Origin of the sequence: Paenibacillus aurantiacus (genome assembly GCF_042431225.1) — a bacterium.
Taxonomy (GTDB): Bacteria; Bacillota; Bacilli; order Paenibacillales; family Paenibacillaceae; genus Paenibacillus_Z; species Paenibacillus_Z aurantiacus.
Genome location: NZ_JBHMDO010000028.1, coordinates 1 through 26038, shown reverse-complemented (window position 1 = coordinate 26038; position 26038 = coordinate 1). Strand labels below are relative to the sequence as shown.

Annotated in this window: 26 protein-coding genes; 4 read left to right on the top strand and 22 right to left on the bottom strand. The window is 57.2% G+C overall.

Annotation, left to right across the window (positions count from 1 at the left end; all coding sequences use genetic code 11):
• Nucleotides 1–262 precede the first annotated feature (262 nt).
• On the top strand, nt 263–445 hold the full coding sequence (locus ACFFSY_RS17150; protein WP_377496195.1) for a hypothetical protein: 183 nt from the start codon (nt 263–265) through the stop codon (nt 443–445).
• A gap of 60 nt (nt 446–505) precedes the next feature.
• Here the strand turns inward: ACFFSY_RS17150 and ACFFSY_RS17145 are convergent, their stop codons facing one another.
• The 4 genes from ACFFSY_RS17145 to ACFFSY_RS17130 all read right to left on the bottom strand — a co-directional run bounded on the left by ACFFSY_RS17145 (nt 506) and on the right by ACFFSY_RS17130 (nt 6062).
• Nucleotides 506–2566, bottom strand: coding sequence for an AAA family ATPase (locus tag ACFFSY_RS17145; protein ID WP_377496193.1), 2061 nt, complete (start codon nt 2564–2566; stop codon nt 506–508).
• A gap of 172 nt (nt 2567–2738) precedes the next feature.
• Entirely contained in the window at nt 2739–4232 is a 1494-nt protein-coding gene (locus ACFFSY_RS17140) for a glycoside hydrolase family 43 protein (protein ID WP_377496191.1), read from the bottom strand.
• 220 nt (nt 4233–4452) lie between these two features.
• Nucleotides 4453–5274 (bottom strand): MbnB/TglH/ChrH family RiPP precursor modification enzyme, encoded by an 822-nt coding sequence (locus ACFFSY_RS17135; RefSeq protein WP_377496189.1) that lies wholly within the window; start codon nt 5272–5274, stop codon nt 4453–4455.
• Nucleotides 5274–6062, bottom strand: a complete 789-nt coding sequence (locus ACFFSY_RS17130) for a hypothetical protein (protein ID WP_377496187.1) — start codon at nt 6060–6062, stop codon at nt 5274–5276. The genes ACFFSY_RS17135 and ACFFSY_RS17130 overlap by 1 nt, the downstream gene beginning before the upstream one ends.
• A gap of 143 nt (nt 6063–6205) precedes the next feature.
• Here ACFFSY_RS17130 and ACFFSY_RS17125 point away from each other — a divergent pair, with 143 nt between their 5' ends.
• Entirely contained in the window at nt 6206–6334 is a 129-nt protein-coding gene (locus tag ACFFSY_RS17125; RefSeq protein ID WP_377496185.1) for a hypothetical protein, read from the top strand.
• Between the two features lie 113 nt (nt 6335–6447).
• On the opposite strand, the gene ACFFSY_RS17120 is transcribed toward ACFFSY_RS17125, so the two are convergent.
• The 16 genes from ACFFSY_RS17120 to ACFFSY_RS17045 all read right to left on the bottom strand — a co-directional run bounded on the left by ACFFSY_RS17120 (nt 6448) and on the right by ACFFSY_RS17045 (nt 21983).
• Complete coding sequence (locus ACFFSY_RS17120) at nt 6448–7026, bottom strand: response regulator (RefSeq protein WP_377496183.1); 579 nt, start codon at nt 7024–7026, stop codon at nt 6448–6450.
• 235 nt (nt 7027–7261) lie between these two features.
• On the bottom strand, nt 7262–7822 hold the full coding sequence (locus ACFFSY_RS17115; protein WP_377496181.1) for a hypothetical protein: 561 nt from the start codon (nt 7820–7822) through the stop codon (nt 7262–7264).
• 13 nt (nt 7823–7835) lie between these two features.
• Nucleotides 7836–9812 carry a sensor histidine kinase gene (locus ACFFSY_RS17110; RefSeq protein ID WP_377496179.1) on the bottom strand — a complete coding sequence of 659 codons (1977 nt, stop codon included), beginning with the start codon at nt 9810–9812 and terminating at the stop codon, nt 7836–7838.
• A 141-nt stretch (nt 9813–9953) separates the two neighbouring features.
• Nucleotides 9954–10652 (bottom strand): ABC transporter permease, encoded by a 699-nt coding sequence (locus tag ACFFSY_RS17105; protein ID WP_377496177.1) that lies wholly within the window; start codon nt 10650–10652, stop codon nt 9954–9956.
• A gap of 1 nt (nt 10653) precedes the next feature.
• Nucleotides 10654–11568 (bottom strand): ABC transporter ATP-binding protein, encoded by a 915-nt coding sequence (locus tag ACFFSY_RS17100; protein WP_377496174.1) that lies wholly within the window; start codon nt 11566–11568, stop codon nt 10654–10656.
• 622 nt (nt 11569–12190) lie between these two features.
• Entirely contained in the window at nt 12191–13126 is a 936-nt protein-coding gene (locus tag ACFFSY_RS17095; RefSeq protein ID WP_377496172.1) for a sensor histidine kinase, read from the bottom strand.
• A 3-nt stretch (nt 13127–13129) separates the two neighbouring features.
• Nucleotides 13130–13828 (bottom strand): response regulator transcription factor, encoded by a 699-nt coding sequence (locus ACFFSY_RS17090; protein ID WP_377496170.1) that lies wholly within the window; start codon nt 13826–13828, stop codon nt 13130–13132.
• A gap of 144 nt (nt 13829–13972) precedes the next feature.
• Nucleotides 13973–14383 carry a DUF6157 family protein gene (locus ACFFSY_RS17085; RefSeq protein WP_377496168.1) on the bottom strand — a complete coding sequence of 137 codons (411 nt, stop codon included), beginning with the start codon at nt 14381–14383 and terminating at the stop codon, nt 13973–13975.
• A gap of 92 nt (nt 14384–14475) precedes the next feature.
• Entirely contained in the window at nt 14476–15093 is a 618-nt protein-coding gene (locus tag ACFFSY_RS17080) for an ABC transporter ATP-binding protein (protein WP_377496166.1), read from the bottom strand.
• Entirely contained in the window at nt 15083–16006 is a 924-nt protein-coding gene (locus tag ACFFSY_RS17075; RefSeq protein WP_377496164.1) for an ATP-binding cassette domain-containing protein, read from the bottom strand. The genes ACFFSY_RS17080 and ACFFSY_RS17075 overlap by 11 nt, the downstream gene beginning before the upstream one ends.
• A 22-nt stretch (nt 16007–16028) precedes the next feature.
• A complete protein-coding gene (locus tag ACFFSY_RS17070) occupies nt 16029–16844 on the bottom strand; it encodes an ABC transporter permease (protein ID WP_377496162.1) in 816 nt (271 codons plus the stop codon).
• The gene (locus ACFFSY_RS17065) at nt 16841–17836 is read right to left on the bottom strand and encodes an ABC transporter permease (protein WP_377496160.1); all 996 of its coding nucleotides are present in this window, start codon (nt 17834–17836) and stop codon (nt 16841–16843) included. Before ACFFSY_RS17065 ends, ACFFSY_RS17070 begins: the two co-directional genes overlap by 4 nt.
• On the bottom strand, nt 17836–19458 hold the full coding sequence (locus tag ACFFSY_RS17060; protein ID WP_377496158.1) for an ABC transporter substrate-binding protein: 1623 nt from the start codon (nt 19456–19458) through the stop codon (nt 17836–17838). The genes ACFFSY_RS17065 and ACFFSY_RS17060 overlap by 1 nt, the downstream gene beginning before the upstream one ends.
• Before the next feature lie 78 nt (nt 19459–19536).
• Nucleotides 19537–20016 (bottom strand): nickel-responsive transcriptional regulator NikR, encoded by a 480-nt coding sequence (nikR, locus tag ACFFSY_RS17055; protein ID WP_377496156.1) that lies wholly within the window; start codon nt 20014–20016, stop codon nt 19537–19539.
• Nucleotides 20017–20218: 202 nt separating this feature from the next.
• Nucleotides 20219–20557: a bacillithiol system redox-active protein YtxJ gene (ytxJ, locus tag ACFFSY_RS17050; RefSeq protein ID WP_377496154.1), complete on the bottom strand. Its 339-nt coding sequence runs from the start codon at nt 20555–20557 to the stop codon at nt 20219–20221.
• A gap of 31 nt (nt 20558–20588) precedes the next feature.
• Nucleotides 20589–21983 carry an MFS transporter gene (locus ACFFSY_RS17045; RefSeq protein WP_377496152.1) on the bottom strand — a complete coding sequence of 465 codons (1395 nt, stop codon included), beginning with the start codon at nt 21981–21983 and terminating at the stop codon, nt 20589–20591.
• Between the two features lie 119 nt (nt 21984–22102).
• On the opposite strand from ACFFSY_RS17045, the gene ACFFSY_RS17040 reads away from it, so the two are divergent.
• A complete protein-coding gene (locus ACFFSY_RS17040) occupies nt 22103–22987 on the top strand; it encodes a LysR family transcriptional regulator (RefSeq protein WP_377496150.1) in 885 nt (294 codons plus the stop codon).
• 102 nt (nt 22988–23089) lie between these two features.
• On the opposite strand, the gene ACFFSY_RS17035 is transcribed toward ACFFSY_RS17040, so the two are convergent.
• Nucleotides 23090–23704 (bottom strand): DedA family protein, encoded by a 615-nt coding sequence (locus tag ACFFSY_RS17035; protein WP_377496148.1) that lies wholly within the window; start codon nt 23702–23704, stop codon nt 23090–23092.
• Nucleotides 23705–23875: 171 nt separating this feature from the next.
• On the bottom strand, nt 23876–25012 hold the full coding sequence (locus ACFFSY_RS17030) for a DUF2264 domain-containing protein (protein WP_377496146.1): 1137 nt from the start codon (nt 25010–25012) through the stop codon (nt 23876–23878).
• Nucleotides 25013–25136: 124 nt separating this feature from the next.
• On the opposite strand from ACFFSY_RS17030, the gene ACFFSY_RS17025 reads away from it, so the two are divergent.
• Nucleotides 25137–25919, top strand: coding sequence for a helix-turn-helix domain-containing protein (locus ACFFSY_RS17025; RefSeq protein WP_377496144.1), 783 nt, complete (start codon nt 25137–25139; stop codon nt 25917–25919).
• Nucleotides 25920–26038: the final 119 nt, after the last annotated feature.

Below are 26038 nucleotides of genomic sequence, written 5' to 3'. Positions count from 1 at the left end.
GCGGGTGCCTCTATCGTCATGATCTCTGTTTCTATTGAATTCCGCATGCGCTAGGATTATGCCTGCTCGCCGGCAGTCTCTACCGATTCGTGAGAGTATGTTGACATTGAACATGAGAGTTTTTTCGTCTTATTGTGAATACAGAAAGAACGGCATGACGGAACGAGAGAGCAATGCGTCCCCGTCAGACTCGTTCTTCACCCATCGGATAGCCGAGGCGGTCGCCTTGTCTATACCATTCGAGAAGAAGGAGGAGAATCCAATGAAATTACTGCGCAGTCCTAAATTATTGGCTACGTTCGCGCTCATGCTCACGATCAGCACCGTATCGGCAGGCGTCTCCAGCGCCCAGCCCCGGCAGCCTCAAACGTCGTCGGAATATTATCAGTGCTCGAGCTTCGGGGAGTGTCTGGAGTTCGCGTACTGGGGTTATTTTCTAAGATAAGCATCAGGCAGGGGGCTGCTTCCGGTCGTAGACGCCATCTACAACGGGGGCGGCCCTTTTCTATTCGCGCATCAAGGCTTGGGCGACGCGTTCGAAGCCCTTCTTGAGATACCGGTAATAGGTGCTTTGGGAAAGCCGCAGCCGGGCAGCGACCACTTCATGCGTCCCGATGCGCTGAATATAGGAGAGCCGTATCGCCTGCGCCTGCAGCTGTTCTTCCTCGGACCCTTCGCCAAGCTTCGCCAGGCATTCCGATACGGCCAGCCGAATCGAGGCAACCGGGGAAGCATCCAGCATCGCCGGCTGCTTGAACATGCCCGATTCACGCAGCGCGCGGAGCAAATGAGCGTCGTGTTCGAGCGCAGGCGATCCGCTCAACGCTTTCTTTAGCAGCGACGCGGCTTCTTGGACAGAGACGGACTCTTGCGGGGCATTCGGGAATAGCCGAACGGTAAGCGGTTCGGAGAGGTCCTTATTGCGCAAATCAAGCCTGTATGCCTCCATCAGCGTTCCTTCCGTATAACGGGAATCTGCCCATGGAAGGCGCTTAAAGCCAATCGACGCGTACATATCCGCGAAGTAAGGGAGAGGGGTGAGCGTTACGACGAGTTTGCCGGCCAGTTCCGAGAACAAGCGGCGCAGGAGATACCCGAACGCGGAGGGGTCGAAATCCGGGAGCGTGCAGCCGAGCCAGATGAGGTATTCATCGTCTTGCGGCGGGGACGCCTTGACATAGGCGCTTAATACGGGGTTGTCTTCGAAAACCGATCGTGCTCTCGGGGTTAGCGGGACCAAGGCATAGAAGGCTGCCAGCCTTCCTTCCGCTTCAAACACGGTAAAGGAAGAAGGTTCTGCTTCCCATACCTTGCGAATATAAGCTTCCTGATGCGTATCGTCCGGCAAATATGGCGGAATGGTGCAGGTCCACTCCCGATACATGTTCTCCAAGACCGGAATATCGGCCTCTCTCGCCTGCCGAACCTCCGCCTTGAAGCGTTCGCCTTGTCCGCGAAAACCATAACTGCGCAGCAGCTCGTTCTCGTGGAGGTCGAGCAGCTCGACGATCAGCCTTCGCTTCTGATCCGCAGGCGCCGCAGCCAGCCTCCCTTGCAGAATGAGCAGCGCTCTGCGCCGGAACAGCTCGTAAGCGTCCGGGGTGCGGTTGCGCAAATCCGTCCGAATCCATTCCCGCATGGCATCGACGACGCTCCAGCCCCCTTCATCCGATAGAACGATGAACGGCAGGCCACACAACTTTCGGAACGATTCGTCGGTCACGGCCTGCCCCGTCGCCTTTTCCAGCAGCTCCTGATCGAAGCGCCAGAAGACGGAAGCCGCATCCAACAGCTGACGTTCGAAGGGACCCTCGATGTCTTGCAGGAGCATCACGCACAAGGAGTGAATCATCTGTCTGTGCACGGAGCCTTCTCGCAGCACACCCGGACCGTATTGCAGCATGGCGTCGCACGCCAGCGTCATCGCCAGCGGCATCCCCTTGGCGAACCGATCGATCGCGTCGCGCGCGCCGCGATCCGCGATACCGCGCACTTCCGCATAGCGGTCGACGGCGCGCCTGCTTAGAGAACCGAGCCGAAGGTGATATACAAGTCCGGTCCAGCCCGGCGCCAGCAGCCAAGAATCGCCCAGCGGATAACGGCTTGCCGTGCAGACCCTTACGTGTACGGCGAGCATCGGGAACCACTGATCGCGCAGCCAAGACTCGATCGGACGGCATGCTTCAAAGTCGTCCACGATTACGACAAGTCCTTGCCGGGATGCGGCCTCCTCGTTCAAATAATCAGCCATAGCGGCTGCCTCGTCTGCCGCTGGAGACGGAGGTGGCGCCCATCCTTGTTCAATTAACCTCGCGCGTAAGCGCGACAGGAATTGCTCAAGCGATCGGCAATCCTCCCCATTCAACGTAACCGACGCGACGTTCATGTCGCGAACCAGCCTCCGCAGCAGACTCGTCTTCCCGATACCGCCTAGTCCATATAGATGCACAAGCCGCCAGTTGTCATTATCCTCTGCCAGCTCTCTGCGCAGAATCGCCAGCTCGCGAGATCTCCCCACGAACCCCTCTTCTTCTTGCTTCCTCAATAGATCTTGAATCCGAACCATGATGTGCCCTCCCAAGATAGACTTCTCTAAGAGGATGATACCACGTGCGATCATCGCCTGTTGTAACGGGAGTTGTCATGGAATTTGTCATCGGCTAGGCGTACATGGCAAATTCGGACATGGCAAAAAAGCCCCCGAACGGGGGCCTTGCGGATCGCGTGTTAGACGACGATCAAGCATACTCGCAGCTGAAATTCGAGAATTCTGCACGAACGCCTTCGCCGCTCGCATATAAGCCGATGATCACGCCCGTGAACCCGCCCGCAACTTCGGAGGAGAGGTATTTCGTTTGGGCGGTGCCCAGGCGAATGTCTTCCCCGTTCGCGCGAAGCATGAACGTATAGCGGGTGGGGCTCGCTTCGATCACCAAGGTGGCCGACGATGCCTGCCCGATTCCGACCGTGTTCTCGACGCTCTTCAGATCGCCGACGTTCAAGCGCTCGATGACTTCATAATCTTGATCCCCTTGGCGAATGGCGAGCTCATAATGATGGTGCTCGTCCATGTAGATCGTTATGCCCGCCTCGCCGGCGGTCGTCAACGACACGTCGCAGGCCATAACCGCGTGGAAATCGCGCTGGCGCAAGCCAAGGAACGTGGGCGATTCCGGCTGATCGAGCGTAATCGCCGTTCCCGTTAAGGTTAACTTGTCGTTCTCCAGCGCGTAGTTATCCCGATGGGGATGGCGAAGATAGCACCAATCCAGGTTCCAGTCCGTATTCGCGAATGTATAGCGCTTCTTCTCCTGCTGTACGATGCCGTCCGGAATCCGGTCGGTCTCGAAGCTCGACAGCGTAGTGCCTTGATGCCCGGCCGTGAACCAGCCGTCTTCCCCGAAGGTGACCGGCGTGAGGAACACCTCGCGTCCCAGATGATGGTAAGCAATCCACTGTCCGATCTGGCGGAAGCCGAGATGGAGCAGCCACCAATGGCCGCCTTCGTCTTGAATCAAGTCGCCGTGACCGACGGCCTGCACTTCGTAGCCGCCCAGATTCCGGTTGGTCAAGACCGGGTTATGCGGATACGCTTCGAACGGCCCCTCGGGCGAAGCGCTGCGGGCGTAAGTGGCCATATGGCCGAATTCGGTTCCGCCCTCCGCCGCCAGCAAATAATACCAGCCATTGATGTTGTACAGATGCGGCGCTTCAAGATAACGTCCGCCCGTCCCCTGCCAAATCGATCGGCTCGGCGTCAGCTTCCGTCCGGTCTCGATGTCGATTCGGCACTGCACGATCCCGCCGATGCCTTCATCGTCCGTCCCGTTGCTCATGAAATACGCGCTGCCGCCTTCGAAGAATAAGTCGGGATCGATGCCGCCCTGGTCCACATAGACCGGCTCGGACCACTCGCCATAAACATCATCGGTCCAGACGTAGAAATTTTGCCGCGTCGCATCGTTGGTGGTCGTCATGTAGAACCGGCCGTCATGATGGCGGATCGTCGGGGCGAATACGCCGCCCGAGCTGTTCACGCCTTCCAGCTGAATCTGGCTAGCCCGAGTCAGGCAATGACCGATCTGCGTCCAATTGATCAGATCCTTGCTCTCGAATAGGGGCACGCCCGGGAAATACTGCATGGAGCTGCAGACCAAGTAATAGGTGTCCTTCACCTTGCATACGCTGGGGTCCGGATAGAAGCCTTTAATAACCGGGTTGACGTATTTCATCTCTTCACCTCTGAATGATTAGCCGATAATCGCGTAGCGTATCATGCCGTATGCTTCCCATGTTATCCGACTTCTCTCGGCCGTAACACCACCATAATTAGCAAAGAAATCATGGCTAGATTTCGCAAAATGCATCTCTCCGGCGCCGCCGAGTCGTTCAATTGACGCCGACTCCGCCTTGAGCCAAAAAGAAAACCCGTGCGCCGGGCAGGCGAACGGGTTAGATGGCCGGAGCGGAAGCGTTCCGGTATTTGTTGTATATGGCTCGGCACAGATTCAAGTCCTGCAGGACGTCCTCGAAGCTCTCCATGTCGGTGTCGCGCTCGATCGTGATCGCGTCGCACGATGTGTTATTCATGACCCATTCGGTCAACGCGAGCACCTTCGGATCGATACCGCCCACATGGGAGTCGTACAGCTCGCCGTTCTGCTCGGTATGGCCGGCCACGTGCAGCTGCAGGACGCGGTCCTTCGGCAGCGCGTTCAGAAAGGCAAGCGGGTCATAACCGATCGTCTCCGCGTTCAGGAACAGGTTCGTCACGTCGAGCAGCAGACCACAGTCGGCTTTCTCGAGGACGCGCCGGATGAATTCGCCTTCGGTATAGACGCTGCCCGGCCATACGAACGAATGCGTCACGTTCTCAAGCAAAATCGGCCGCCCGAGCGTTCGCTTCAGCGCGACGATATGGCCGGTGACGATCTCGATCGCTTCATCCGTGTACGGAAGGGCGATGAAGTTGTCGATCTCCATGTCGCCGGACCGGCTGTACGACAGGTGCTCGCTCACCCAGGGAGCATCGACGAGATCCGCCGTCTGCTTGAGCGCCTCCACCCGGTAATCGGCAGGCGCTTCGATCGAGCCGAGCGACAGGTTCAAGCTGTGCACCACGATCGGAATTTGGCCGATGAACGGTCCGAGCTCCTGCTTCACCGCTTCGAGCGCCCGCTTCTGGCTGTATTCAAGAAAATCGACATGCTGGCGCACCAGCTCCTCTTGGCCGACGAAATCCAAACGAAAGCCGACGCCGACTCCTTTTACCATTATTCATCCTCTCCTTCGGTCGATACGATGATATTCATCTCAAGCAGTTCGCTAATAAGCTCTTGCGGTTCTTTATCCATCGCGTAGGCGCGGACGATCCGATCCGCGGTCGCGGACAGCGCCTCCATCGGTACCGGCTCGCGGCACGACAATAGCAATTCGAAACAGGCTTGGTCGATTTCGTAGAGGTCGATTTTGCCGCTGTCGGGACAACATAGCACGTAACCGGTCTGACCGCAATGCTGCTCCAGCAGCTCCGGATCGAGGCGTTCTTCGATGATGAGCTCCGAGGGGTAAGGGAAAGCGCGAAAGTGAACGTGCGGGGCAACGCTGTAGCCTGCCTGATTAGACTGCGGAGGTGCGGGGGAAGTCGCGCAGGTATACATCCATTTCTCGAAGGAGGTAATATCGGCGAAGAGACGCGCGCGCGCCGGCTCCGCTTGAGCGGCCGCGAAATCGAGGAAAGCCGTAAGCTGCCCAGCCCATTCATTCTGGTGCATGTCGCGCCCGCGCAGGAAATCCCGCGTCAGCCGCTTCGTCTGCTCATACGTTAGCAGCGATAGCGTCCGCCGGACGAACGGGAGCGCGGATTTGCTCAGCCGCTTGTGCGCGACGGCATATTGGAACGATTCAATAACCTTGCGGGGCAACTGACGGGCGGCGCGAAGCTCCTCCTCTTCCAGTCCGAACCGCTCTCCCGCTGCTTCGGGACGGACGAATAGCTCGTCAGACAGATCGGGGGAGATGGTCACCTTCAGCATCATGCGTTGAATTTCTGCCAAAGACATCGGATTCGATCACCTGGCCTTATGCGTTTAATTGGGGGGAAGTTCGTTGTTGGAGCCTTGCACGGCATTCAAACCTGGCAAGGCTCCCGGGCCAATCGTTCATGAAGGTTCGTGATGCGGATGATTACGGGGAGTGTAGATTAGTGGCAATAGCAGCAGGAGCAGCAGCAGACAACGATTTCGCGTTTCACGCTTTTCACTTTTTTGATCATGATGGCTTCACCTCCTTTAGCAAGGTTGGCGTGGCTCATCAACCACAATTCGGATTATAATGACGATTTGGCGTGCAGGGTAGGATGAACTTTCTTCACCCCTATCGGGCGGCGGTCGCTTGCAAGCGATGCGAAGACTTCGGCGGGTTATGCCGGGGATGCGCAGGAGGAGGTTAGTTCGGGTCGAAGAGCTTCTGCTTGATGCTTTTCCATTGCGATTTGATCGTGTTCACCGACTTGTTCAGCTTGCCGGAAATTTGGGTCTTGCTCAGCCCCTGTTCGCGTAGGTCATACAACTCCCGCTCGGAGGGGGTCAGCGCCATGAGCCGGAGTTCCCGGCGGATCGACGCGGCGGCATCGGGATGAATCCCGCTTCGGTTCGCACGCGCGTCCCGGATCGCCTGGGCGATATCCCTGTAGCTGGTCTTGCTAATGAAATTCGCGGCCCCGCTCTGGAACGATTGAAGCACAAGCCCCTTCTCTTCCAGCGAGGTGACCATGATCACGCTCGTGGTTCGTCCTTCGACGCGCAATATCTCTTTGGCCGCCTCCAGACCGTCCAACCGGTTATCCGACAGGTTAATGTCCATGAGAACGACATCCGGCCCGGCGGACCGGAACCGTTCGAGCGCCTCCTCCTTCGTGCCGGCCACGGCCACAACCTCAATGTCGGGCTCGGCGTTCAGGAACGCCGACAGCCCCTGCTGCCAGACCAGATCGTCCTCCACCAACAATACACGTATTTTGCTCAACCATAACGCCTACTTTCCCTAAAATAAACATTCCCAGTATACGAGAATACGCGGTCCATGAAGAGGCCTAACTCTGTCGGGGGCTAACTCATGACCAAGGTCCTGTGCGAAACGGCGGCAGGCATACGTATTATCGAATATGAACTGTAGTTCCGGTTTCCTATGGGATAGGGGTGCTTTTGTCGAATAAATAAAAAACGAAGCCCGCATCCACGCATGGCTTCGTTTACTTTGCTTATACCGCATCAAACCGGCTAGTTCGTAAAGCAAATCTAATGATACGCCCCAAATTGCGATCGAGGATATACAGACCAATCAACCAAAACACAGGCAGCAGCAGCACGAGAACTTCTACGAACTCCATTTCGCTGCTCACATATCGTATTGCCATTAGCAAGACAGACGTAAGCGTCAAACCGATGAAATGGGCCGCCCAGGTCATTAGATAGAATCGCGCGACGGCAAGGACAATCGACTGCAGCTCCGAAGCTTGGAATTGAATGAATCGCGATCTATCCGGTGCAATCCAGCCAGCTAACTTACCGGCATATGCAAATAGCGCAATCCCGATAATCGAATCAAATGTGCCATCCAGATTATCCTTATTGAGCAGCCAAAACACCGCGTCATAGTCACCAAGAAATTCGCCTAGTACCCCCTCTCGGATACTGCCTAGAGAAACGATGAAGCCCAATAAATCGCCAATCCCAAAGAACACATAAAAGACGCCATATAAGCGAACCAACACCCGGATGAGCGAATAATAAGTCAAATTTTGTTCAGATCCTTCAAGCATATCGAATCCCCTCCTATAAATCTCCTCGGGTTGACGCCAGCGGCAGCTGAACCCGAAGCTCGCAGCCCCACTCCTCGCTCTGGGAGACATGCAGCGAGCCGCCCGCGAGCTGTACCCGTTCGTTCATGGCCGTCAAGCCGAATCCATAAGAGGCATTGTCGTACGGCAAGCCGTTGTTCTGAAGCAGCAAGGTCAGCGCGTCTTCGCCGACGGTCAGCTCGCAGTTGAACCGCGTGCCGCGCCCATGGCGCATGCCGTTCGTCAGCCCTTCAAGCAGCGCGTAGTACAGCACCTTGCCGAAGATGGGCGGAAGCTGGGGCAGCGGATCAATACGATACTGGATGTCGACCTGCGTCGCCTGGGTCGTATTCCTCATAAGTACGATCATGGCGTCGCGCAGATCATGCGCGGGCGCTTCGTCTTTCATGAGGCGAACGGAGGAGCGAACCTGATCCAGTCCGCTGCGAACCAGATCCTGCGCCGCCGCGAGCCGCTGCATGGCCGCGTCCCGGTCGGTGTGGAACAACTTCTTGGTTACTTCCATCTGCATGATGGTCGCCGGCAGCGTATGACCGACGGTATCGTGCATCTCGTCCGCGATCCGATTGCGCTCTTCTAAGGCGACGATCTCTTCCACCGTATCGAGCGCGACTTGAATCGCCTCCTGCAGCTCCTCCGTCCGCTGTCGGAGCTCTTCCGCCCGCTGCGCGTTGATCGTCTCCAGTTGGTCGTTCTTCAAGGCGAGCTCGATTGCATATCGCCTGACTTGCCGGTGCGTCTTCGCGTACCGGACGAACAGAACCGCCGCAAGGCATAGGACGAAGCCGAGAACGGCCAGCTGCACGAACGCTTCCTTGAAGAGGCCGGCAAAGACCGGATAAGGCTCGAACAGCCGCGAAGTAATCGAATAATAGTTCAATTCGATATCGTGCACGGCCATAAAAATGCCAAGCAGCCAGATGCCAGTCATAACGAGCCGCGTCTCCAGCCTATTCTCTTGAAGACCGGATCGGACGAGCCCCAGCAGGATGAACAGAACGAGCGGAACGGCCGTCAAGGCGAAGAGCTGCTCGACCAGCCTATGGTAAAGCCCATCGTCGGTGAACGCAGCGGCTATTACGATAACAGTAAAGCCATAATAGGCGGCCGACAGACGTCGGAACCATGTCCGCCATCCGCCAGCGACGGTCTCGCCGAGGAAGCCGAGCAAAGCGCCCGTACCCGCGGGAAGCGCGGCATTCTGAATATAGACCAGCGGCGGGATATCGGCGAACAGCTGCAAGGACGCGGCGCGGATGATGCTGCCATAGGCGGCGCACACGGTGAACAACGCGAAATGCAGGTAGATCGGATCCTTCCTGTTCAGGGCGTACAGCACGAATGCCATCATCCCCGCCACGAGTCCGACGATGCAGGACATGAAGCGAAACGAATCGTTCAGCAGCATCTGCGTTAAAAAGCTCTCCGTCCGCCCAACGCGATAGAAGCCGTCGGCGGGGGTGCCGCCAGCTTGGTAGACGCGCGTGTAGAGATAATGGCCATAGTCTTCCGGCTTCAAATCGGCGATCCCCCAACGAAGCTCCTTGGTTATCAGGCTGATGCCGCGGTCCATATTGTAACCATAGATCTGTCCAGACCAGGCGTATAGCTCCACGTGCTTGAACCCTTGCACATAAAGATTCGGCTCGTCTCGCAGCTGCTCAGGCAGCCGGAAGCGAAGCCAGTAATAGCCCTGGTATCCATCCAGCATGGAATCGCCGCCGCGGAAGGCTGCCCAGTCTTCCGACGATGCCAATACGCTTGCCGAAGGCTCCAGATCGCCAACATGTATTTGCCAGCCGCCCATCTGATGGAGCAAATGAGATTCGTCCGTCCCTGCGTACTCGTCGCCGAGCTTATTCCACGTCATTAGCAGACATAGGATCGCGAAGAGCAGCAGCGAGAGAGAGGCGAGGCTTATCGTATAAATCCGGTTCCGGGTGCGGGTCATGACAATATACATTCCCCCTGTGACCATCCTGCCGGCAGCGCTGCACGCTTCCATGCTTGCCGGCAGCAAGGTTGCTCTCTCTATTAAAGCAGATATACAACCGGGGGCTGTATAAAGAATGTTTAAAAATCCGCCCCCCGTCTACAGATCCCCTACCTTGTTCACAAATCTCACGGATAAATAGACGCTCGCAAGACCTACGAGACTTAGGACCGCATAGAGCAAATCGGGATTAAACGCGATACCGAACATAGCGAGGACATTAGGCAGCTGCATGAGGGAAATTGCGCAGACGACCGTCATGATAACCGCCCGCCTCCACAGCCCGAAGAAGAAGAGCGGGATCAGCGAGGCAAGCGCGACTTCGGCGGAATGGATGATCGTCCGGACGGCATAATTCGCGAAATCCGCCGCCGTCGGCGTCCCTTCAATAATATCGAGCGCCAGATCGAAGCCATAGGTCGTAATGCCTGCCAGTACGAAAGACACGATCGTGCAGAAGAACACCGCCAGCGCGATAAACAGCACCTTCGCCACTACCAGCTTGCGACGGCTGAGCGGATAGCCGAAGGACAGCGCCATCGTCCGATTTTTGTACTCCTCGATGAACACATGGTTGATCAGCGACGCCCCGAACAACAGGAACCCCATCTGGATCGGCAGCATGAGATCCATCGCCGATGCGTAACTTTCGCCGATGGAGACGCCTGTCGCGCTGGCAAAATCGGATCGGAGGAAGACCACCGGCAAAAACATCAGAATGACCCAATACACGACCGCCTCGCCTATCACTTTTTTCGTCTGCAGCTTTCTCCACTCGAGTTCAATCCATTTCGCCATCCTATTCTCCCCCTTGCATTTGGTGGTAGAAGTAATCTTCCAGCGTGCTGGTATGCTTCTGGATCTCTTCGATGTCAATATCTTGCGAGATCAACAGTTTCGATATTTGGCCGGTCGATACTTCCGCATCGTAGACACGAATTTTCTTGTCCCCGATGATTTTGAGATTGGCGATATGAAGTTCATGCTCGAGCAGAAAGGCGGAGCGCTGTAGGTTCGACGTCACCAGCTCAATGTAATCGGTCCGCTGCTGCCGGATGTCCGCCAAGGATACTTCGTCGACCAGTCGCCCCTGCCGAACGACGCCGATTCGGTCCGCCACCTGCTCGATCTCCCCCAATATATGGCTGGAGATGAGAAACGTAATGCCGTATTCCTTGTTGAGCGTCCGGATCAAATCCCGCATATCCTTGATCCCGATCGGATCCAAGCCGTTGGTCGGTTCATCCAGCACGATCAGCTCCGGCTTCGTAATCGCGGCCCGCGCGATCCCGAGGCGCTGCTTCATGCCGAGCGAGAACTCCTTCACCCGCTTATTCTCGATGCCTCGGAGCTGGACCAGATCCAGCGCTTGATGAATGGCCCGCTTGTCATAGAAGCCCAAGTATTCGCAGTGGATGCTCAAATTCTCCATCGCCGTGAGCTGTTCGAAGAAGATCGGATACTCGATAATGCTCCCGACGCGCTTCAAGCCCTCCTTGGAGGTTTCGGCGAGCTTCTTGCCGAACAGCGCAATCTCGCCCGAGGTCGGGATGATCAGACCGGTGAGCATTTTCATGATCGTCGTTTTCCCCGCGCCGTTCGGTCCGAGCAGGCCGTAGATTTCTCCTTTCTTAACGCTTAGATTGACGTTCGATACGATGGTTCTTCCTTTAGCCGTTTTGGTCAAATCGTGCGTTCGAATGATCGCATGCATTATAGCTTACCTCCTCGCGATTCGCGTCGCTTGTTTTGTTACTTTTATCATAGACCGGAGAATCGAGTTTTTTCTTTCTCGTTCCTTACTTGTTTCTTAAGTTTAATCCCCTCGCCCCTTCCCCCTCCTTAGGAGGGGAACCAGAGGGTTAGCACCCTCTGGACACCGCTAAGTAGCGTCACTCGATTCACGGTCGTCTTCGATGTGTCCTTTCGGGGTGAGCCCGCTAGTCCTTTGGACTGGCTATTTTTCGAGCTTCGTTCGTTACGATTTGCCTTGGGTGGTATCCTGATGGCGGTGTGCGCTTGATGCTGCTGCGTGCTGACCTTCGCTTTCGTCCGCTCGGCGGACACGCTTTACGTTTATAGATTAACGTGACTCGATTCGCGGCCGTCTTCGATGTGTCCTTTCGGGGTGAGCCGCATTTGTCCGTTGGACCAGGCTTTCGTTCGAGCTTCGTTAGTTACGTTTTGCCTTGGGTGGTATCCTGATGGCGTCGTGCGCTTGATGCTGCTGCGTGCTGACCTTCGCTTTCGTCCGATCGGCGGACACGCTTTACGTTGCTTTTACAAAGCAATAAAAAAGACGATCAGCAGAAGCCGAACGTCTCTTGAGGGCAAATCTAGTAGGTTATAGGCTTGAACCTGCAGGTGAAGGTCGTTCTCTCGTACGGCGAGCTGCTCAGATGAATCGTCCCTTTCATCTCCTCCGTCAGCCGCTTGGTGATACTGAGACCCAGCCCGCTACCTTGGAAATGCGGGTTCCGGGCATCGTCCAACGTATAGAGCCGCTCGAATACGCGTTCCTGATGGATCTCCGCAATCCCTTTGCCCCGGTCCCATACGTCCACCGCGACGGCATCCCCTTCTTCCCGCACCGTTAGTCCGAATACGCCGCCGTCGCTTCCGTACCGGACGGAATTGGAAATCAAATTGCTTAAGACGCGATGAAGCGCCTGCTCGTTCCCGAGTATGTAGAAGGGGCGCTCGGGAATGTCCAGCTCCACCCGCACGTTGCGGGACGATAGCAACTCATAGAATTCAAGCACGCTTTGCCGGCACACCTCGCTAAGCGATACTTTGCCAAGCGGAATGTCGTAATCCTCCGACTCGAGTTTGACCAGGTCGAAAAACTGGTTGAGCAGGGCGATCAAGCCGTTCACCTTGTCGTTCAACCGCTGCATGACCTGCTTCTCCTCTTCCCCGTTCAGCGCCTGCTCCCGCATTAATTTCTCCGCATAGCCCAGAATGACGGTCAGCGGCGTCTTCAAGTCATGGGACATGTTAGCGATCATCTTGCGCTGGCTATCCTTCGCTTTGGCATAATCGGCAATGACCTTCTGATTGTAGTCCAGCAGGCGGTTAACTTGCACAAGCAGCTCTCTGACGGCCTCTTCGCCCGTTGGCACGAGCACCTTCTCGGCCGTCTCGTGCGCGATGATGTCGGCGATCTTCGCCGTAATCTCGTGTATATTCCGGGCAATTCTCTGCTTCGAGTAGAGCTGCCAGCCAATTATAACCGCCATAACGCCAATGATTATCGATAAAATTAGGACCATGGCCTACTCACCCATCTTATAGCCTATTCCCCATATCGTGCGAATGTACTGCGGGCTGGACGGATCGTCCTCGATCTTCTCCCGCAGTCTCCGGATATGGACATTGATGACGTTCTCGTTCCCGTAATAGTCGTCTTCCCAGACCAGCTGGTAGATTTGTTCCTTCGTGAACACCCGATTCCGATGACTGAGAAACAGCTTCAGAATATGAAATTCCTTGGCGGTGAGCTGTACGCGCTTGCCTTTGACGTTCGCGGAGAAGGTATGTAGATCCAGGGTGAGGTCCTTGAAGGACATGACGGGCGGAGCAGCCGGACTGCTCTCCGGTTGGATATATTGCGTCGCTCTTCGAATGGCCGCCTGCACTCTGGCCGTTAATTCGATCATCGAGAACGGCTTGCTTACATAATCATCCGCGCCGAAGCCAAGGCCTAGCGCCTTATCGAGATCGCTGCCTTTCGCCGAAATGACCAAGACGGGGACGACGCTCGTCTCCCGGATTCGCTTGAGCAGCTCCATGCCGCTCAGCTTGGGGAGCATTAGATCGAGCAAAATCAAATCGAACGGCTCCCGCTCGAATAACGCCGCAGCTTCCTCGCCGTCGTGCGCGGCATATACCGTGTAATTCTCCTGCCTCAGATGACTCTCGATCAATTGGCTGATTTCGTGGTCATCCTCCGCGAGCAATATTCGCTTCGACATCTTCGATATCCCCCTAAGCCTCTGCAACGGCCGGTGTTCGATCGTATCGCTACATTGTAACACGCCGCGGAACTATACAACTCCGATCGGACGAAAAAAAGAACAGCCGCGATTCGCATGCTGCTCCTAGAGGCGCCCGCTCCTTCAGACTCGCTTGGAACGCATGGCCTTGACTTTCTTGATCGCGTCGTCGGCAAGGAAGGCCTGATAATCTGCCGACTCGACGGCATAAAGAGCCATCTTGCCCTCGGCATCGTGATGGATGCCCCATCCGTAACGCTTGCCGAGCGAAGAGGCGCGAAGACACGGCTGCCCTTTGGAGAAGAACTTCTCGCGCGCGGCTTGTCTTTGATCTTCGGGAATCTCGCTCCGATCGGCGAACACTTCGAATAGCACGTCTTCCTGCGTATACCGGTAGGGATGATTCGCGATCATCTCATACTGCATCAACGGCACCGTCTTCGATTCCCCTTTGGAAGCAGGTATCTCGGCAGCCGCTACGGGGCAGTCCTCGGCTACTTCGATGAACGTGCCATAGTAGTTATTGTCTTTCATAATGTCCCCTCCTCGCCGGCGTCCACTGGCCTAATTTGGTAAGCTAGCGGGACGCTATACAAGCCTAATAATACCATAACTTTACAGCGCCTTCATCGTTCTGGCCCGAGTTGTTGACGAAAATCGATTACGCGCGTGCAGATCCGATCGATCAGATGGCGGTCATGGCTGACGACCAACAACCCCATTTGCCTCTCGGCCGCCAGGTCAAGCACCGTCCGCCATATTCTCGCCTGCGTGATCGCATCCAGCATCGCGGTCATCTCGTCGGCGAGCAGGAACCGGGTCTGCGGCGCTAGCGCGCGGGCGATGCACAAGCGCTGCAGCTCGCCGCCCGACAGCTCGGACGGCCAGCGATTCAGCCATTCGCGCCTAATCTCGAGCGACTCCAGCATCGCTTCGTCCGGCCGCCAGCCCTCGCTCACGATGGCGTCGGCCTTCCAGCGCGGGTTGACGGCCCGCTCCGGATGCTGGAAGATGAGCTGGACCGGCCGGTAACCGGACTTCGGCAGCGGCGCGCCGCCCAGCAGCACCTCGCCTTCGGCGCCTTGATCGTAGCCGGCCATAATGCGGCAGAAGGTCGACTTGCCGCAACCGCTCGGCCCGAGCAAGCCGACGACTTCTCCCGCGTTCACGGATGCGCTCGCCTGCCGGAACAGCCAGGATTCCCGGCCGTAGCGCTTGCTTACGTTACGCGCTTCAAGTCGCATGATAGCACCTCACCATTCCATCGCGTAATACGCGCGGCTTCGGCGCGGCCTTGCTGCATTCAACAGCAGCCATGGCGCAGTGACTCGCGTGAAGACAGCCATCGGCCGCCACGGGAAGATCGCTCGGTTCCCCGGCCGGGACAACGAATCCATTCTGGGGAAGCGCAAGCCACAACGCCCGCGAGTAAGGGTGGCGCAACCGCTCGCCTGCTCCCTCGAAGTCCGCCGCCCGAGCCACCTCCAGCGACGACCCTGCATGAAAGACCGCCACCTTGTCGGCAATCGACAGCGCAGCTTCCAGATCATGCGTGATGAAGACGATGGCCGTGCCGCTCTCCGCGAACGACTTGAACGCCCGCAGCGTCTCTTGCACCACCAACGGGTCCATGCCGGGCGTCGGTTCGTCCGCGATGAGCAGCTCCGCGCCGCTCACCGTCGCGATGGAGACAAGGACGCGTCTGGCCATTCCGCCCGACAGCTGGAACGGATATCGCTTCGCCGTCTGCGGCGCGAGACCGTACCGCGCGAACGCTTGCCGCTGCTCCTCGGCCGGATCGCCTGCTCTTACCGCCTGCTGCACCTGCCGACCGACGCGCATAAGCGGATCGAGCGACTGTACGGATTGCGGAACGAAGGCGATCCGTCTGCCTCTGAGCTTGCGGATCGTCGATGCCGTAAGCGGCTGCCCGTCGAATTCCATATAGCCTTCGACCGCCGCGTTGCGCGGCAGGATGCCGAGAATGGCGTGGGCGAGCAGGCTTTTGCCCGATCCGCTGGCGCCGACCACCGCGACGATCTCCCCCCTCTCCACAGATAGAGAGAGGTCCCGGATCACCGGCACCTTCTTCCGGCGAAGCCCTCTGTCGTATTGCGTGAACGTCACGGATAGTTCTCTTACTTCCAACAATGCCATCGTGTGGCGCACCTCCTTTTTTCTACTCCTGCGAACGGCCAGGATCAATGAGCGCGTGCAAGCTTCTCGCCAGCACGTCGAACGAACGGACAAGCATGACCAAACATAGACCAGGGAAGAAGGCCAGCCACCACATCCCGGTTGACAAATACCGCATCGACTCCGACAGTATAATGCCGATCGCTGGCTGGTGAGGAGATAGTCCCATGCCAAGAAACGTAATCGCGGCCTCATGCAGAATGGCGTGCGGAAACAGCAGCAGCGTGCCAACGATAAATTGCGGCCACAGATGCGGCAGCAAATGCCGGGTGGCGATCCACATCCGAGACCTCCCCATATGCTTGGAGATCAGGACGAATTCGCTGTGCTTCAGCTGCAGGATCTCCGCCCGGATCAGCCTCGCCAGGCTAGGCCAGTGCGTGAGACCGACGGCAAGGATGACGCCCTTCGCGCCCCCGCCCGTCACGAAGGCGATCAGGAGCAGCAGCACGAGATGCGGCACGCTTAGGAACAAGTCGATCAGCCAGGTGATGAACCGGTCTGCGGCCTTGCCCATCGTGGCGGCCATCAGGCCCAGCGCCCCCGCGATAAATCCGCTTGCCAGCGCGGCGGTAAGACCGACGCCAAGGCTCAGCGTCAGCCCCTTCATCGACCGCGCGAACATGTCTCGCCCGAGCCAATCGGTCCCGAACGGATGACGCCAGGAAGGCGGTTCGTTCCGATCAATCAAGTGCGTAGCCAGCCTATCGCCGCCAAGCACAGGCGATAGCGCCAAGGGGAGCAGCAGCAGGACGAGCGCCATCGCCGCATAGATAAGCGTTCTTGTTCGCAGATTCATTCGGAGCGCCCCTCTCTAATGCGTGGATCTACCCGCCGATAGATGAGCTCCGCCAGCAAATTGCCGGCAAAGACGAACATCGCGCTGAACAGCACGATTCCAAGGAGGAGCGGGACATCGCCTCTTGTGCTCGCCTCTACCGTCGCCTTGCCCAGTCCGGGATAAGAGAAAATCTGCTCGACCAGCACGGCGCCGCCGAACAGCTCGCTGAACGAGGCGAACTGCAGCGTGATCGCGGGAAGCAAAATGTTTCGCAGCCCATGACGGCGAAACAGAAGGAACCCCTCTTCCCCTTTGGCTCTGGCGAACAAGACGTATTCGCTGCCGAGCACGTCGATCAGCTTCGCTCTCGTATGGAGCGCAATATTCGATAAGCCCGTGACGGATAGCGTTATAGCCGGCAGAATCATATGGCGCGCACGGTCCAGCCAGGTCACGTCCTCGACCAATACGCCGGCCGGCGCTCCTAATCCGACCGGTAAGATCGGGAGCCATACCGTAAAGACGATAAGCAGCAGCAAACCTGCCCAGAAGGTAGGCGTGGACGATAACATGTAGCAGTACCACCTAATCGCACGGTCCAGCCACGTCTCTCTGTGCATCGCGGCGACGACCCCGGCGGCGAAGCCAAACAGGCCGGAGAGGATCCAGGCGATCATCATCAAGGCGATGGAGCTTAGGAAGCGATCGGCGATCACCTCGCTGACCGGCGTCCGATGAATCATCGAGGTGCCGAAGTCGCCATGCAGCAGCGAAGCCAGCCAGGCCAGATACCGTTGAAGCGGCGGATCGTCAAGCCCCCAATACGAGGCGATTGCAGCCCGCTGCTCGGCGCCTACTCGCAGCAGGTCGGCGCCGATATAAGCTTGCGTCGGGTCGATCGGCGAGTAGCTGATTAACGCGAACGTGATCGCGCTTGCGGCGGCAAGCAGCAGCGCGAGTTTGCCCGCTTGGCGAAGGAAGAATCGGCCAATGCCGGATCGAGCTGCCATTACTCCGTCCACGCCCACTGCTCGATATTGCTCGTGATCGGCCATCCATGTCCATGCGGATGGATTGGCTGCTTGCCAATGTCGAGCTTCTCGTCGACTAGATACAGATGATTCACGTTCACCAGCCACGCCCAAGGCGCATCGCCGGCTCCGCTCATACCAGTCGCGCCATCCCACTGCGCCTTCTTCCAGAAGGCGTTCGCCTGATCTTCGTCGACTGCCGCCAGTGCTTGCTCCATATAGCCGTCCACCTTCGCGCTGCCGTAATAACCTGGATTGAAGTAGTCGACGCCGGCGTATTGGCTGCTGTACACATTGTACATCTCAAGCGGATCGAGGCTGCCCCATCCGAACAGCACCGCGTTCGAATACATCAGCTTGCCGATCTCGTCCCAGCTCTTGCCTTCCACCATAACGTCGATGCCGAGCTGAAGCGTCATATCGGCCGAAGCGATGGCCAGCGACTGCCGCGTGACGTCGCCGGCAGGATATAGAAGCGTAAATTGCGCCTTCGTTCCATTCTTCTCCACGATGCCGTCCCCGTCCTCATCCTTCCAGCCTCCGTCAGCCAGAATCCGCTTCGCCTTGGCCGTATCGCCGTCTGCAATAGCGGTATCCGGATTCCACCACGGCAGCTTGTCGCCGATCGTATAAGCCGGCGTGCCCTGACCTTCCAGAATACCTTCGACCAGCGCATCTCGGTCAATGCCGACATTGATCGCCTGGCGAATGGCGAGATCGGCCGTGACGTCATTCCCGATCGGGTAACCGTCCTTGGTCGCGCCACCTGCCGGAACGTAAGGGAACATAATGCCGCGGTTGTCGACGGATTGCAGCGATTCGAGCCGCATGCCGGCGACTTGCTCCTTGCTGAATGCGGAAGGGATGTAAGCGACGTCGACGCTGCCGGCCTTTGCCGCCGCGAAGGCGGCGTCTTCGCCCAGGAAGAGGAAGGTCAGCTTCGCGAATTTCGGCTGCTCTCCGTAGTATTTCGCGTTCCGCTCCACGATCAGCTGCTGCCCCTTATCCCATTGGAGAAGCATATACGGGCCAGATCCGATCGGATGCTCCGCATAATCGCTTCCATGCGCGTGCTTCGGCACGATGCCGAGCGTCGCCAGAACATCGACGAACGTCGATTGCGGCTGGGCCAGCTTCAATTCGACCGTATCGGCGTCCACCGCCTCGGCCGCTTGCAGATTGGTCAGATCGACGACGGAGCTGCTCGCCTTCGCCGTCTCGAACGTATAGACGACATCCGCCGAAGTTAGCGGCTCGCCGTCGCTGAAGCGGACATCGCCGCGCAGATCTACCGTCCATATGCGGCCATCGCCGCTTACGGCGTATTTCGTTGCGAGGTCGTTTACGATCGCCATGCCGCTATCGCGCTTCAGCAGCGTGCTCTGAAATAGCGGCGACCCGTAACGCCCCCAGCCCGTCGTCGGATCGAAGCCGCCCTCCGGCTCGCCCCCGACCGCGAGAATGAGTTCGTCCTGGGGCTTGGCGGCTTCGGCGGCGGCTCCATCTTCATTATGGGTCCCCGCTGAGCAGGCCGGAAGCAGGAGGAGCAGCGCCGTCAGGAGGATCTGTCTAGGTATGCTTTTTGTCGGTACGATTGTCATCTCTACACTCCTACGTCTTCATTGTCGTTGACACCGAATGGTTAAGTTGGGCTGAATCCTCGATGTAAGCTCGAGCGATTAGGTGAGATCGCGTCCGTTGTCGTGATGATGATCATGATCGTTCTGTCGTTGCGCATAGCGCTCCGAGTCGATATGCGTGACCGCCAATTCCGCGTACAACACACCCTTTAGCACGCGAATACGGTTCCCAAGCTCACGCAGCCGCCCCACCTCGCCCCGGACAACGAGAATTTCCAAACACTGCTCATGATTCAGGTGAATGTGCATGGTAGATATAATGTCATGGTGATGCTCATGCTGCAGCTCGATCAGCGACAAGGGCAGCTCGCTTACATGATGGTCATAGACCATCGCGATCGTGCCTGCCACGCATTGGGATGCCGGATATTGCTCTGGCAGCAGCAGCGACTTGCGGATTAAATCCCGGATTGCCTCCGACCGATTGCCGTAACCTTGGTTTTTGATCTGTGCGTCGAATTGCTGCAGCAGGTCGTTCGGGATCGAGACGCCGAACCTGCTCAGCTCGTGATGCTGCATCGTAGTCCCTCCTTTCGCGAATTCGTGTCACGATTTTCTGTAATCGTAACACATTGATTAGAGGAGTTGTAGTAAAATATAACAGTATGAGTTCGATTTTATTTCACATAACGTTATTTTACCTACCACAATAAACTCATAAGAAACAAAAAAGGCCATTCCAATGATGGAATGACCTTGAATTATAATCATCGCGACGCGCTTAACTCAGTACTGCCGTCATATGCTCGGTCGTGATTGACCAATGCGAGGCAGTCCAATAGGTCATTTTATTCTTGACGTAGATAATTTGCGGCGATTCGTGCTTGACGCCTAAATCTTCGACGATCCGGTTGGACACCGCCCGGGACTCGATCACCTTCACAAGCATGTAATCGACCTCGCTATTCGGCTCGTCCCGCAAGTACAGCTCGAATTCCCCTAACGCGTTCGCGCTAACCGGACAAAGCGTGCTATGTTTCAGGACCACCTGACCACGCTCGCCCGAACGTTCCCGTATTGCCTCCCATTCCTCAATCGTCGTGATTTCGTTCCAATCCATGTCTATCCATCCCCTCTTGCTTCGATTTCGATCAAACGCTTTGCGCCTTGTCCAATTGCGCCATATTCCGGCGTCGCCTGCTCATCCACATCAAGATCAGCGCCGTCAGCGTCAAGATGATGGCGACCGCTCGGAAGCCGGCGAAGCTGAACTGGCCGTCCATGACGAGCCCGATTACGAAGGAGGACAGAATCGTCCCCAGATATCGCGACGTATTGAATAGGCCGGATGCGACGCCGATGATCGCCTTGGGCGAACTGGCGAACAAAGCCGCCTGCATGCCGACGCTGTTCAGGCCGTTACTAATCCCGAAAGCCGCCAAGGCGATACACACGCTAATGACAGGCGAATTCGGATTCAAGGTCACGAGCCAGACGGAGCCGAATGTCATGAGGATCGCCGATAACAGCAAAGCTGGGCGCGGCCCCTTGCGATCGATCCAACGTCCCGCAATCGGAGATGCGACAAGCGAGCACAGGCCGAGACTTAACATGAGAAGGCCCGTGTGCAATTCGCTGACGTGACGTACCGTTTGCAAGTAAGACGGCAGGCCGAAGAATATCGAGTAGAACAGAAAGTTAACGAGCAAGAACTCGACATTGACTCTTGTCATGGCCGGATAATTCGCGAACGCCCGAAGCGGAATGAAAGGCGAAGCCGTTCGAAGCTCATGCCGTACGAATACCGCAAGCAGCACGAGGCCGATCAGGCCGGCGCCGGCATGCCAGACGGAGATGTGGCCGGATGACTTGGCGGACAGCACGCCGACGAGCAGCGCGACCAGCCCCGCGGCGAAGAGCGCAATGCCCGCCGCGTCGATCAGATCCAGCCACTGACGAAGCGTCTTGCCCCGAACGGCTGATGCCGGAACCTCATCCTTCGGAATATAGCGTCTCGCCAGGAAGAAGCTTGCCGCCGCGAATGGTAGATTGACGGCGAAGATCGCCTGCCAATCCCAGATATACAGCAGCATCCCGCCGAAGAACGGCCCGATCGCCGCCGCACCGGATAAGAAGACGGATAAGACGGACAACGCGGTCGCCTGCTTCTCCGTAATATGGATGCGCACAAGCGCCATGCCAACTGCCACCATCATGCTCGTGCCGATCGACTGTACGATCCGCAGCGAAATTAGCGACCCGAAGTTCGGAGACATCGGCGCCAATAACGACGCGATGAACGCCACGACAAGCCCGATCAGAAAAATCCGGCGACGGCCGAATAAATCGCTGGCTTTGCCCATGACCGGCTGCGCGATGGCGCTTGCGATGTAGAACGAGAATATGACCCAGGACACGACGGCATAATCGAGCCGATACGCCTGCTGAAGCCGCGCGATCGCCACCGACACCATCGACGAATTCAACGGGTTGAGCAGGATTCCCAGTCCGACGGCTATCATCAACCCCCTGCTGCTTGCATTCATAGATAAGTCCCCCTCCAATCGGTGTTGATGTCATCTTAAGGGAACTCCGTTATTTATTCCAACGCATTCTATGTTATGATTTGATGGATCAAAAGGAATAAGCAAGAGGAGGGATCTATATGGAGCTGCTGCAGCTGCACTATTTTCTCGCGGTCGCGCGATCGGAGCATGTGACCGAAGCGGCGCGAATTCTGCACGTGACGCAATCGTCGTTGAGCAAAACGATTCAGCGCCTGGAAGAGGATCTGGGGGTCCCGTTGTTCGACCGTATCGGGCGGAAGCTGCGCCTGAACGAATTCGGCACGCGGTTCCTTCGCCGCGCCGAACGGGCGTTGTTCGAACTGGAACAGGGCAAGCAGGAGATTCGCGACTTCGCAAGTCCGGAGCACGGCACGCTCAAATTGGCCGCGACCGCCGCAAGCACGCTGCCCCCGATTTTGCGGGCTTTTCGCCAACATCGTCCCCACGTCCACTTTCACGTGCAAATGCTGACGACGCAGGAAATGGTTGCGCTGCTTCATCGGGGCGAGGTGGACTTCTGTCTCTCTTCCCCTGCTATCCAAGGCGAGGACATCGATTGCCAAATCGTGTTCCTCGATCCGATCCTCGTGGCCGTGCCGAATGGACACCGGCTGGCAAACCGCAGCAGCGTTACATTGATGGAGCTGAAGGACGAATGGTTCGTCGGGGTCAAAAGAGGCTTCGGAACTCGCGATCTCGTGGACGCCATGTGCGCCGCGGCGGGATTCGCACCGAACTATGTATACGAAGGAGACGAGCCCGCCAGGTTAACCGCACTGGTCGAAGCCGAGATCGGCATCGCTTTTATCCCCAGCACGGCTCGGAACGCGCGCGAACAGATCCACTATCTACAGGTAGAGGATTGCGACTTAGTACGGGAGATCGCCTTGCTGTCCCACAGGAGCCGTTACCTTTCGCAAGCTGCGCGGGAATTTCGCGAGGTTGTGATGGAATATTTCAGAAGCGTCGATCCTCGCGCGTGAACCTAGTGGTAACCGGCGAACAACGCAATGGCCAAAGAAAAGAGATGTCCCCGCAGTCATCCTAGATAGATGACGCGGGACACCTCAGATCCTCGCGGACGGTTACCTTTCCTTCGCTGCCTTCCGACGAATCATCAGATAGACGACCGCCATGCCTAGAATCGCAACGCCCGAATATACGAACGTCGAGTAGGTATCCATATAAGCCACGATCGTTTCCCATTGCGCCCCGACCGCTGCCCCAATACCGATAAGCGCGGCGTTCCAGATCAACGATCCTAGAGCGGTCAATAGGAGGAACTTCCCCATGTTCATGCGCGCGCTGCCGGCCGGAATCGAAATCAAGCTGCGGAGCAAAGGCACGAACCGGCACAGAAATACTGCCCACGTCTCGTATTTCGAGAACCACCCATAAGCCTTCCGGACGTCGGAAGCGGTTAGCCGCAGGAAGCGCCCCCATCGTTCGACGAACCGTTCCACCTTGGACGCTTCCATCCAATAGCCGAAATAGTACAACACGATCGCCCCGATGATGGACCCCATAGTGGAAGCGGCGACCACCCCGGCGAACCGAAGATCGGTGCTCGTCGTCATGAACCCGCCGAAGGTCAGAATGACTTCGGACGGAATGGGCGGAAATACATTCTCGAGCGCAATCATCAAAAAAATGCCGGCATAACCAAATTCGCTTACGACGTGCTGTATCGTCTCTTCCATTCTCCACGCTCTCCCTCTTCGCCCTCAATCGACGCCGCGGCTCCCTGTGGCGAATCCGTCGTCGTCTCTTGCCAGGCTTGATTCTCTCTCAATCCCCCTCTCAGTACGTGCGTACAGCTGGTTTCGATTCATCGATTGGAACGTATTTTCACTATTTCTAATGGCGATGAATTATCCCGATATCGCCTTATCGATCGGGAAGATAGCCCCGGACCATGCTTGTCGCGCGGTCCAATCGGCTTCCCCTTGCCAGAATGCGGCATCTTCGGGGAGCCCCAGCGCCAGAAAAACCGTCGTGCACAGGTATAAGCTCCCCGTCGACACATAGGCTTCGCCGATCTCCTTCTGGCTGCCGGCGAATCCGATGCGAAGCCAGCCGTCTTCGTCGAAGGTGCCCGTCATCTCGATCTGCCGACGGATAACGGCCGTCAGCGCACAGCGAACTTGAGCCGGTACAAGCTCCTCCGGGAGCTGCTCCCTCATCGCCATCAAGGACAAATGCTGGAACGCGCCGAACCGGTACGCCAGCGAACGGCCGATCGGCGGGTAGGTCCCTTCCGGCGAAATCAGCCGCTCCAGCACGGCCGCATAACGGACGGCCCGCTTGTTCGCGCCAGCACGAAGCGCCGCCCAGTCCTCGAATTGATCGCCTACCGCATCCAAGAGCTCGACGAGCATCGGTTGTATGACGAAGCTGTTGTAATAATCCCAATGGAAGGAGGGGCCGTCTCCGTAAGCCCCATCGCCCGCATACCACTGTTCATGCTGCCGTAGCGCGTAATCCACGCGCATGCGGTCCCAGTTCTCACCCATGCGATACAAGGCGGCTTCGATCATGGCGCTGAAGAGCAGCCAATTGCTGAATACCGGGCGGATTACCCGCGTCGCGAGCAGCGCCGCGGTCAAATTAGCTTTCACCTGCGGCTCGAGCCGCTCGAACAGCTCGTGCGGCGCGCGCAGCACAGCGTTCGCGAGAAAAGCCGCGTCGACCAGCGGTTGGGCGCCGTGGACGAAATTCAAGAAATCGGGCGAATCCGGGTCCGTTGCCGCATCAATGGCCCCCCTCGCCATGTTCGCCATCCGCAACCGCCGCTCCCCTTCGTCTCCCGACCGAGGTCCATTCTCCAGCCACGGCGCTATGCCGGCCAAGGTTCGACCCATCGCTTCCAAGTGCGAGTACGCCGCGCGATCGGCAGCCCCCGCCTCGACAGGCATAGCCAGACGAAGCCGTCGCTTCGATAATGCGTCAAGCACCGGATGCGCAATGCGAATCATCGTATCGATCCAATAAGCTCTATCCGCCGTCATCTACAGTTCCCCCTATCGCAATGGCAATCGTTTCTCTCCAAAGTATAGTTGGTTGAGCCTGCCGGTCCAATACACTATAATGGTCAAAAACTGACTTATCGTGCTTTATCGGCGGAGGGTACTTATGCTGACAATGACTTCTTGCGGATATCATGGCGTCCATCACGACGGCATCATTCGGAACCGGCCTGCCGGCTCGGGAAGCTACACGTTTGTTTTCTTCAAGAGCCGCGCGGAAGTGACGTTGAACGGACGCGCGTTCGCCACTCCGAACAACACGTACATCTTGTTCCAACCCGCGACGCCCCATGCTTACCGCGAGCTGGAAAGCCCCTTTATCAACGACTGGTTTCATGGCAATGGCGACGATATGCCACAGTTCCTGCAGGAGCTGAAATTCCCTCTAGACACGCCGGTTGCCGTCTCTGACCCGATGCTCGTCTCCCGGTGCATCATGGACCTGCAGCATACCTTTCGTCTTGGCGGGCCGCTGCGAGAGAGCATCATCGATTGCGATCTGCGTTCCTTCTTCATGAAGCTGAGCGACCTGCGGGTGCGCACCGCTCCGGACAAACTAGCCCGCTATTACCTCCCCTTCTCCGAACTGCGAGCAGGAATCTATCGAACACCGCAGCAGAATATTTCCGTGACGGAGCTTGCTTCAAGCTTGAACATGAGCAAGTCTTACTTCCAACATATCTACAAGGAGCTGTTCCAGTGTTCCGTCATGATGGACATCATCAACGCCAGACTCGAACATGCCAAGTATTTATTGGATCATAGCGAAATGTCCGTTACCCGCATCGCCGGCTCGTGCGGGTACGACAACGATACCCACTTCATGCGCCAGTTCAAGAAGTTCGTCGGCGTCTCGCCTAGACAATACAAGTATAGGAGCGATGGATAGACGCGCCTCGGATCGGACTGGATTCTTCTTGCTATCCGGTGAATAGCCGCCCAGCACCAGAGGCCGTCTCAAAAGGGTTTAGTAATTGTCTTCTAACTCCGAAGCCCCCCTAATTGAAC

What these genes read in the sequence shown, in the direction of transcription:
- ACFFSY_RS17150 (WP_377496195.1), top strand. Translation starts at nt 263, where the DNA reads ATGAAATTACTGCGCAGTCCTAAATTATTGGCTACGTTCGCGCTCATG.
- ACFFSY_RS17145 (WP_377496193.1), bottom strand. Translation starts at nt 2,566, where the DNA reads ATGGTTCGGATTCAAGATCTATTGAGGAAGCAAGAAGAAGAGGGGTTC.
- ACFFSY_RS17140 (WP_377496191.1), bottom strand. Translation starts at nt 4,232, where the DNA reads ATGAAATACGTCAACCCGGTTATTAAAGGCTTCTATCCGGACCCCAGC.
- ACFFSY_RS17135 (WP_377496189.1), bottom strand. Translation starts at nt 5,274, where the DNA reads ATGGTAAAAGGAGTCGGCGTCGGCTTTCGTTTGGATTTCGTCGGCCAA.
- ACFFSY_RS17130 (WP_377496187.1), bottom strand. Translation starts at nt 6,062, where the DNA reads ATGTCTTTGGCAGAAATTCAACGCATGATGCTGAAGGTGACCATCTCC.
- ACFFSY_RS17115 (WP_377496181.1), bottom strand. Translation starts at nt 7,822, where the DNA reads ATGCTTGAAGGATCTGAACAAAATTTGACTTATTATTCGCTCATCCGG.
- ACFFSY_RS17110 (WP_377496179.1), bottom strand. Translation starts at nt 9,812, where the DNA reads ATGACCCGCACCCGGAACCGGATTTATACGATAAGCCTCGCCTCTCTC.
- ACFFSY_RS17105 (WP_377496177.1), bottom strand. Translation starts at nt 10,652, where the DNA reads ATGGCGAAATGGATTGAACTCGAGTGGAGAAAGCTGCAGACGAAAAAA.
- ACFFSY_RS17100 (WP_377496174.1), bottom strand. Translation starts at nt 11,568, where the DNA reads ATGCATGCGATCATTCGAACGCACGATTTGACCAAAACGGCTAAAGGA.
- ACFFSY_RS17095 (WP_377496172.1), bottom strand. Translation starts at nt 13,126, where the DNA reads ATGGTCCTAATTTTATCGATAATCATTGGCGTTATGGCGGTTATAATT.
- ACFFSY_RS17090 (WP_377496170.1), bottom strand. Translation starts at nt 13,828, where the DNA reads ATGTCGAAGCGAATATTGCTCGCGGAGGATGACCACGAAATCAGCCAA.
- ACFFSY_RS17085 (WP_377496168.1), bottom strand. Translation starts at nt 14,383, where the DNA reads ATGAAAGACAATAACTACTATGGCACGTTCATCGAAGTAGCCGAGGAC.
- ACFFSY_RS17080 (WP_377496166.1), bottom strand. Translation starts at nt 15,093, where the DNA reads ATGCGACTTGAAGCGCGTAACGTAAGCAAGCGCTACGGCCGGGAATCC.
- ACFFSY_RS17075 (WP_377496164.1), bottom strand. Translation starts at nt 16,006, where the DNA reads ATGGCATTGTTGGAAGTAAGAGAACTATCCGTGACGTTCACGCAATAC.
- ACFFSY_RS17070 (WP_377496162.1), bottom strand. Translation starts at nt 16,844, where the DNA reads ATGAATCTGCGAACAAGAACGCTTATCTATGCGGCGATGGCGCTCGTC.
- ACFFSY_RS17065 (WP_377496160.1), bottom strand. Translation starts at nt 17,836, where the DNA reads ATGGCAGCTCGATCCGGCATTGGCCGATTCTTCCTTCGCCAAGCGGGC.
- ACFFSY_RS17060 (WP_377496158.1), bottom strand. Translation starts at nt 19,458, where the DNA reads ATGACAATCGTACCGACAAAAAGCATACCTAGACAGATCCTCCTGACG.
- nikR (WP_377496156.1), bottom strand. Translation starts at nt 20,016, where the DNA reads ATGCAGCATCACGAGCTGAGCAGGTTCGGCGTCTCGATCCCGAACGAC.
- ytxJ (WP_377496154.1), bottom strand. Translation starts at nt 20,557, where the DNA reads ATGGATTGGAACGAAATCACGACGATTGAGGAATGGGAGGCAATACGG.
- ACFFSY_RS17045 (WP_377496152.1), bottom strand. Translation starts at nt 21,983, where the DNA reads ATGAATGCAAGCAGCAGGGGGTTGATGATAGCCGTCGGACTGGGAATC.
- ACFFSY_RS17040 (WP_377496150.1), top strand. Translation starts at nt 22,103, where the DNA reads ATGGAGCTGCTGCAGCTGCACTATTTTCTCGCGGTCGCGCGATCGGAG.
- ACFFSY_RS17035 (WP_377496148.1), bottom strand. Translation starts at nt 23,704, where the DNA reads ATGGAAGAGACGATACAGCACGTCGTAAGCGAATTTGGTTATGCCGGC.
- ACFFSY_RS17030 (WP_377496146.1), bottom strand. Translation starts at nt 25,012, where the DNA reads ATGACGGCGGATAGAGCTTATTGGATCGATACGATGATTCGCATTGCG.
- ACFFSY_RS17025 (WP_377496144.1), top strand. Translation starts at nt 25,137, where the DNA reads ATGCTGACAATGACTTCTTGCGGATATCATGGCGTCCATCACGACGGC.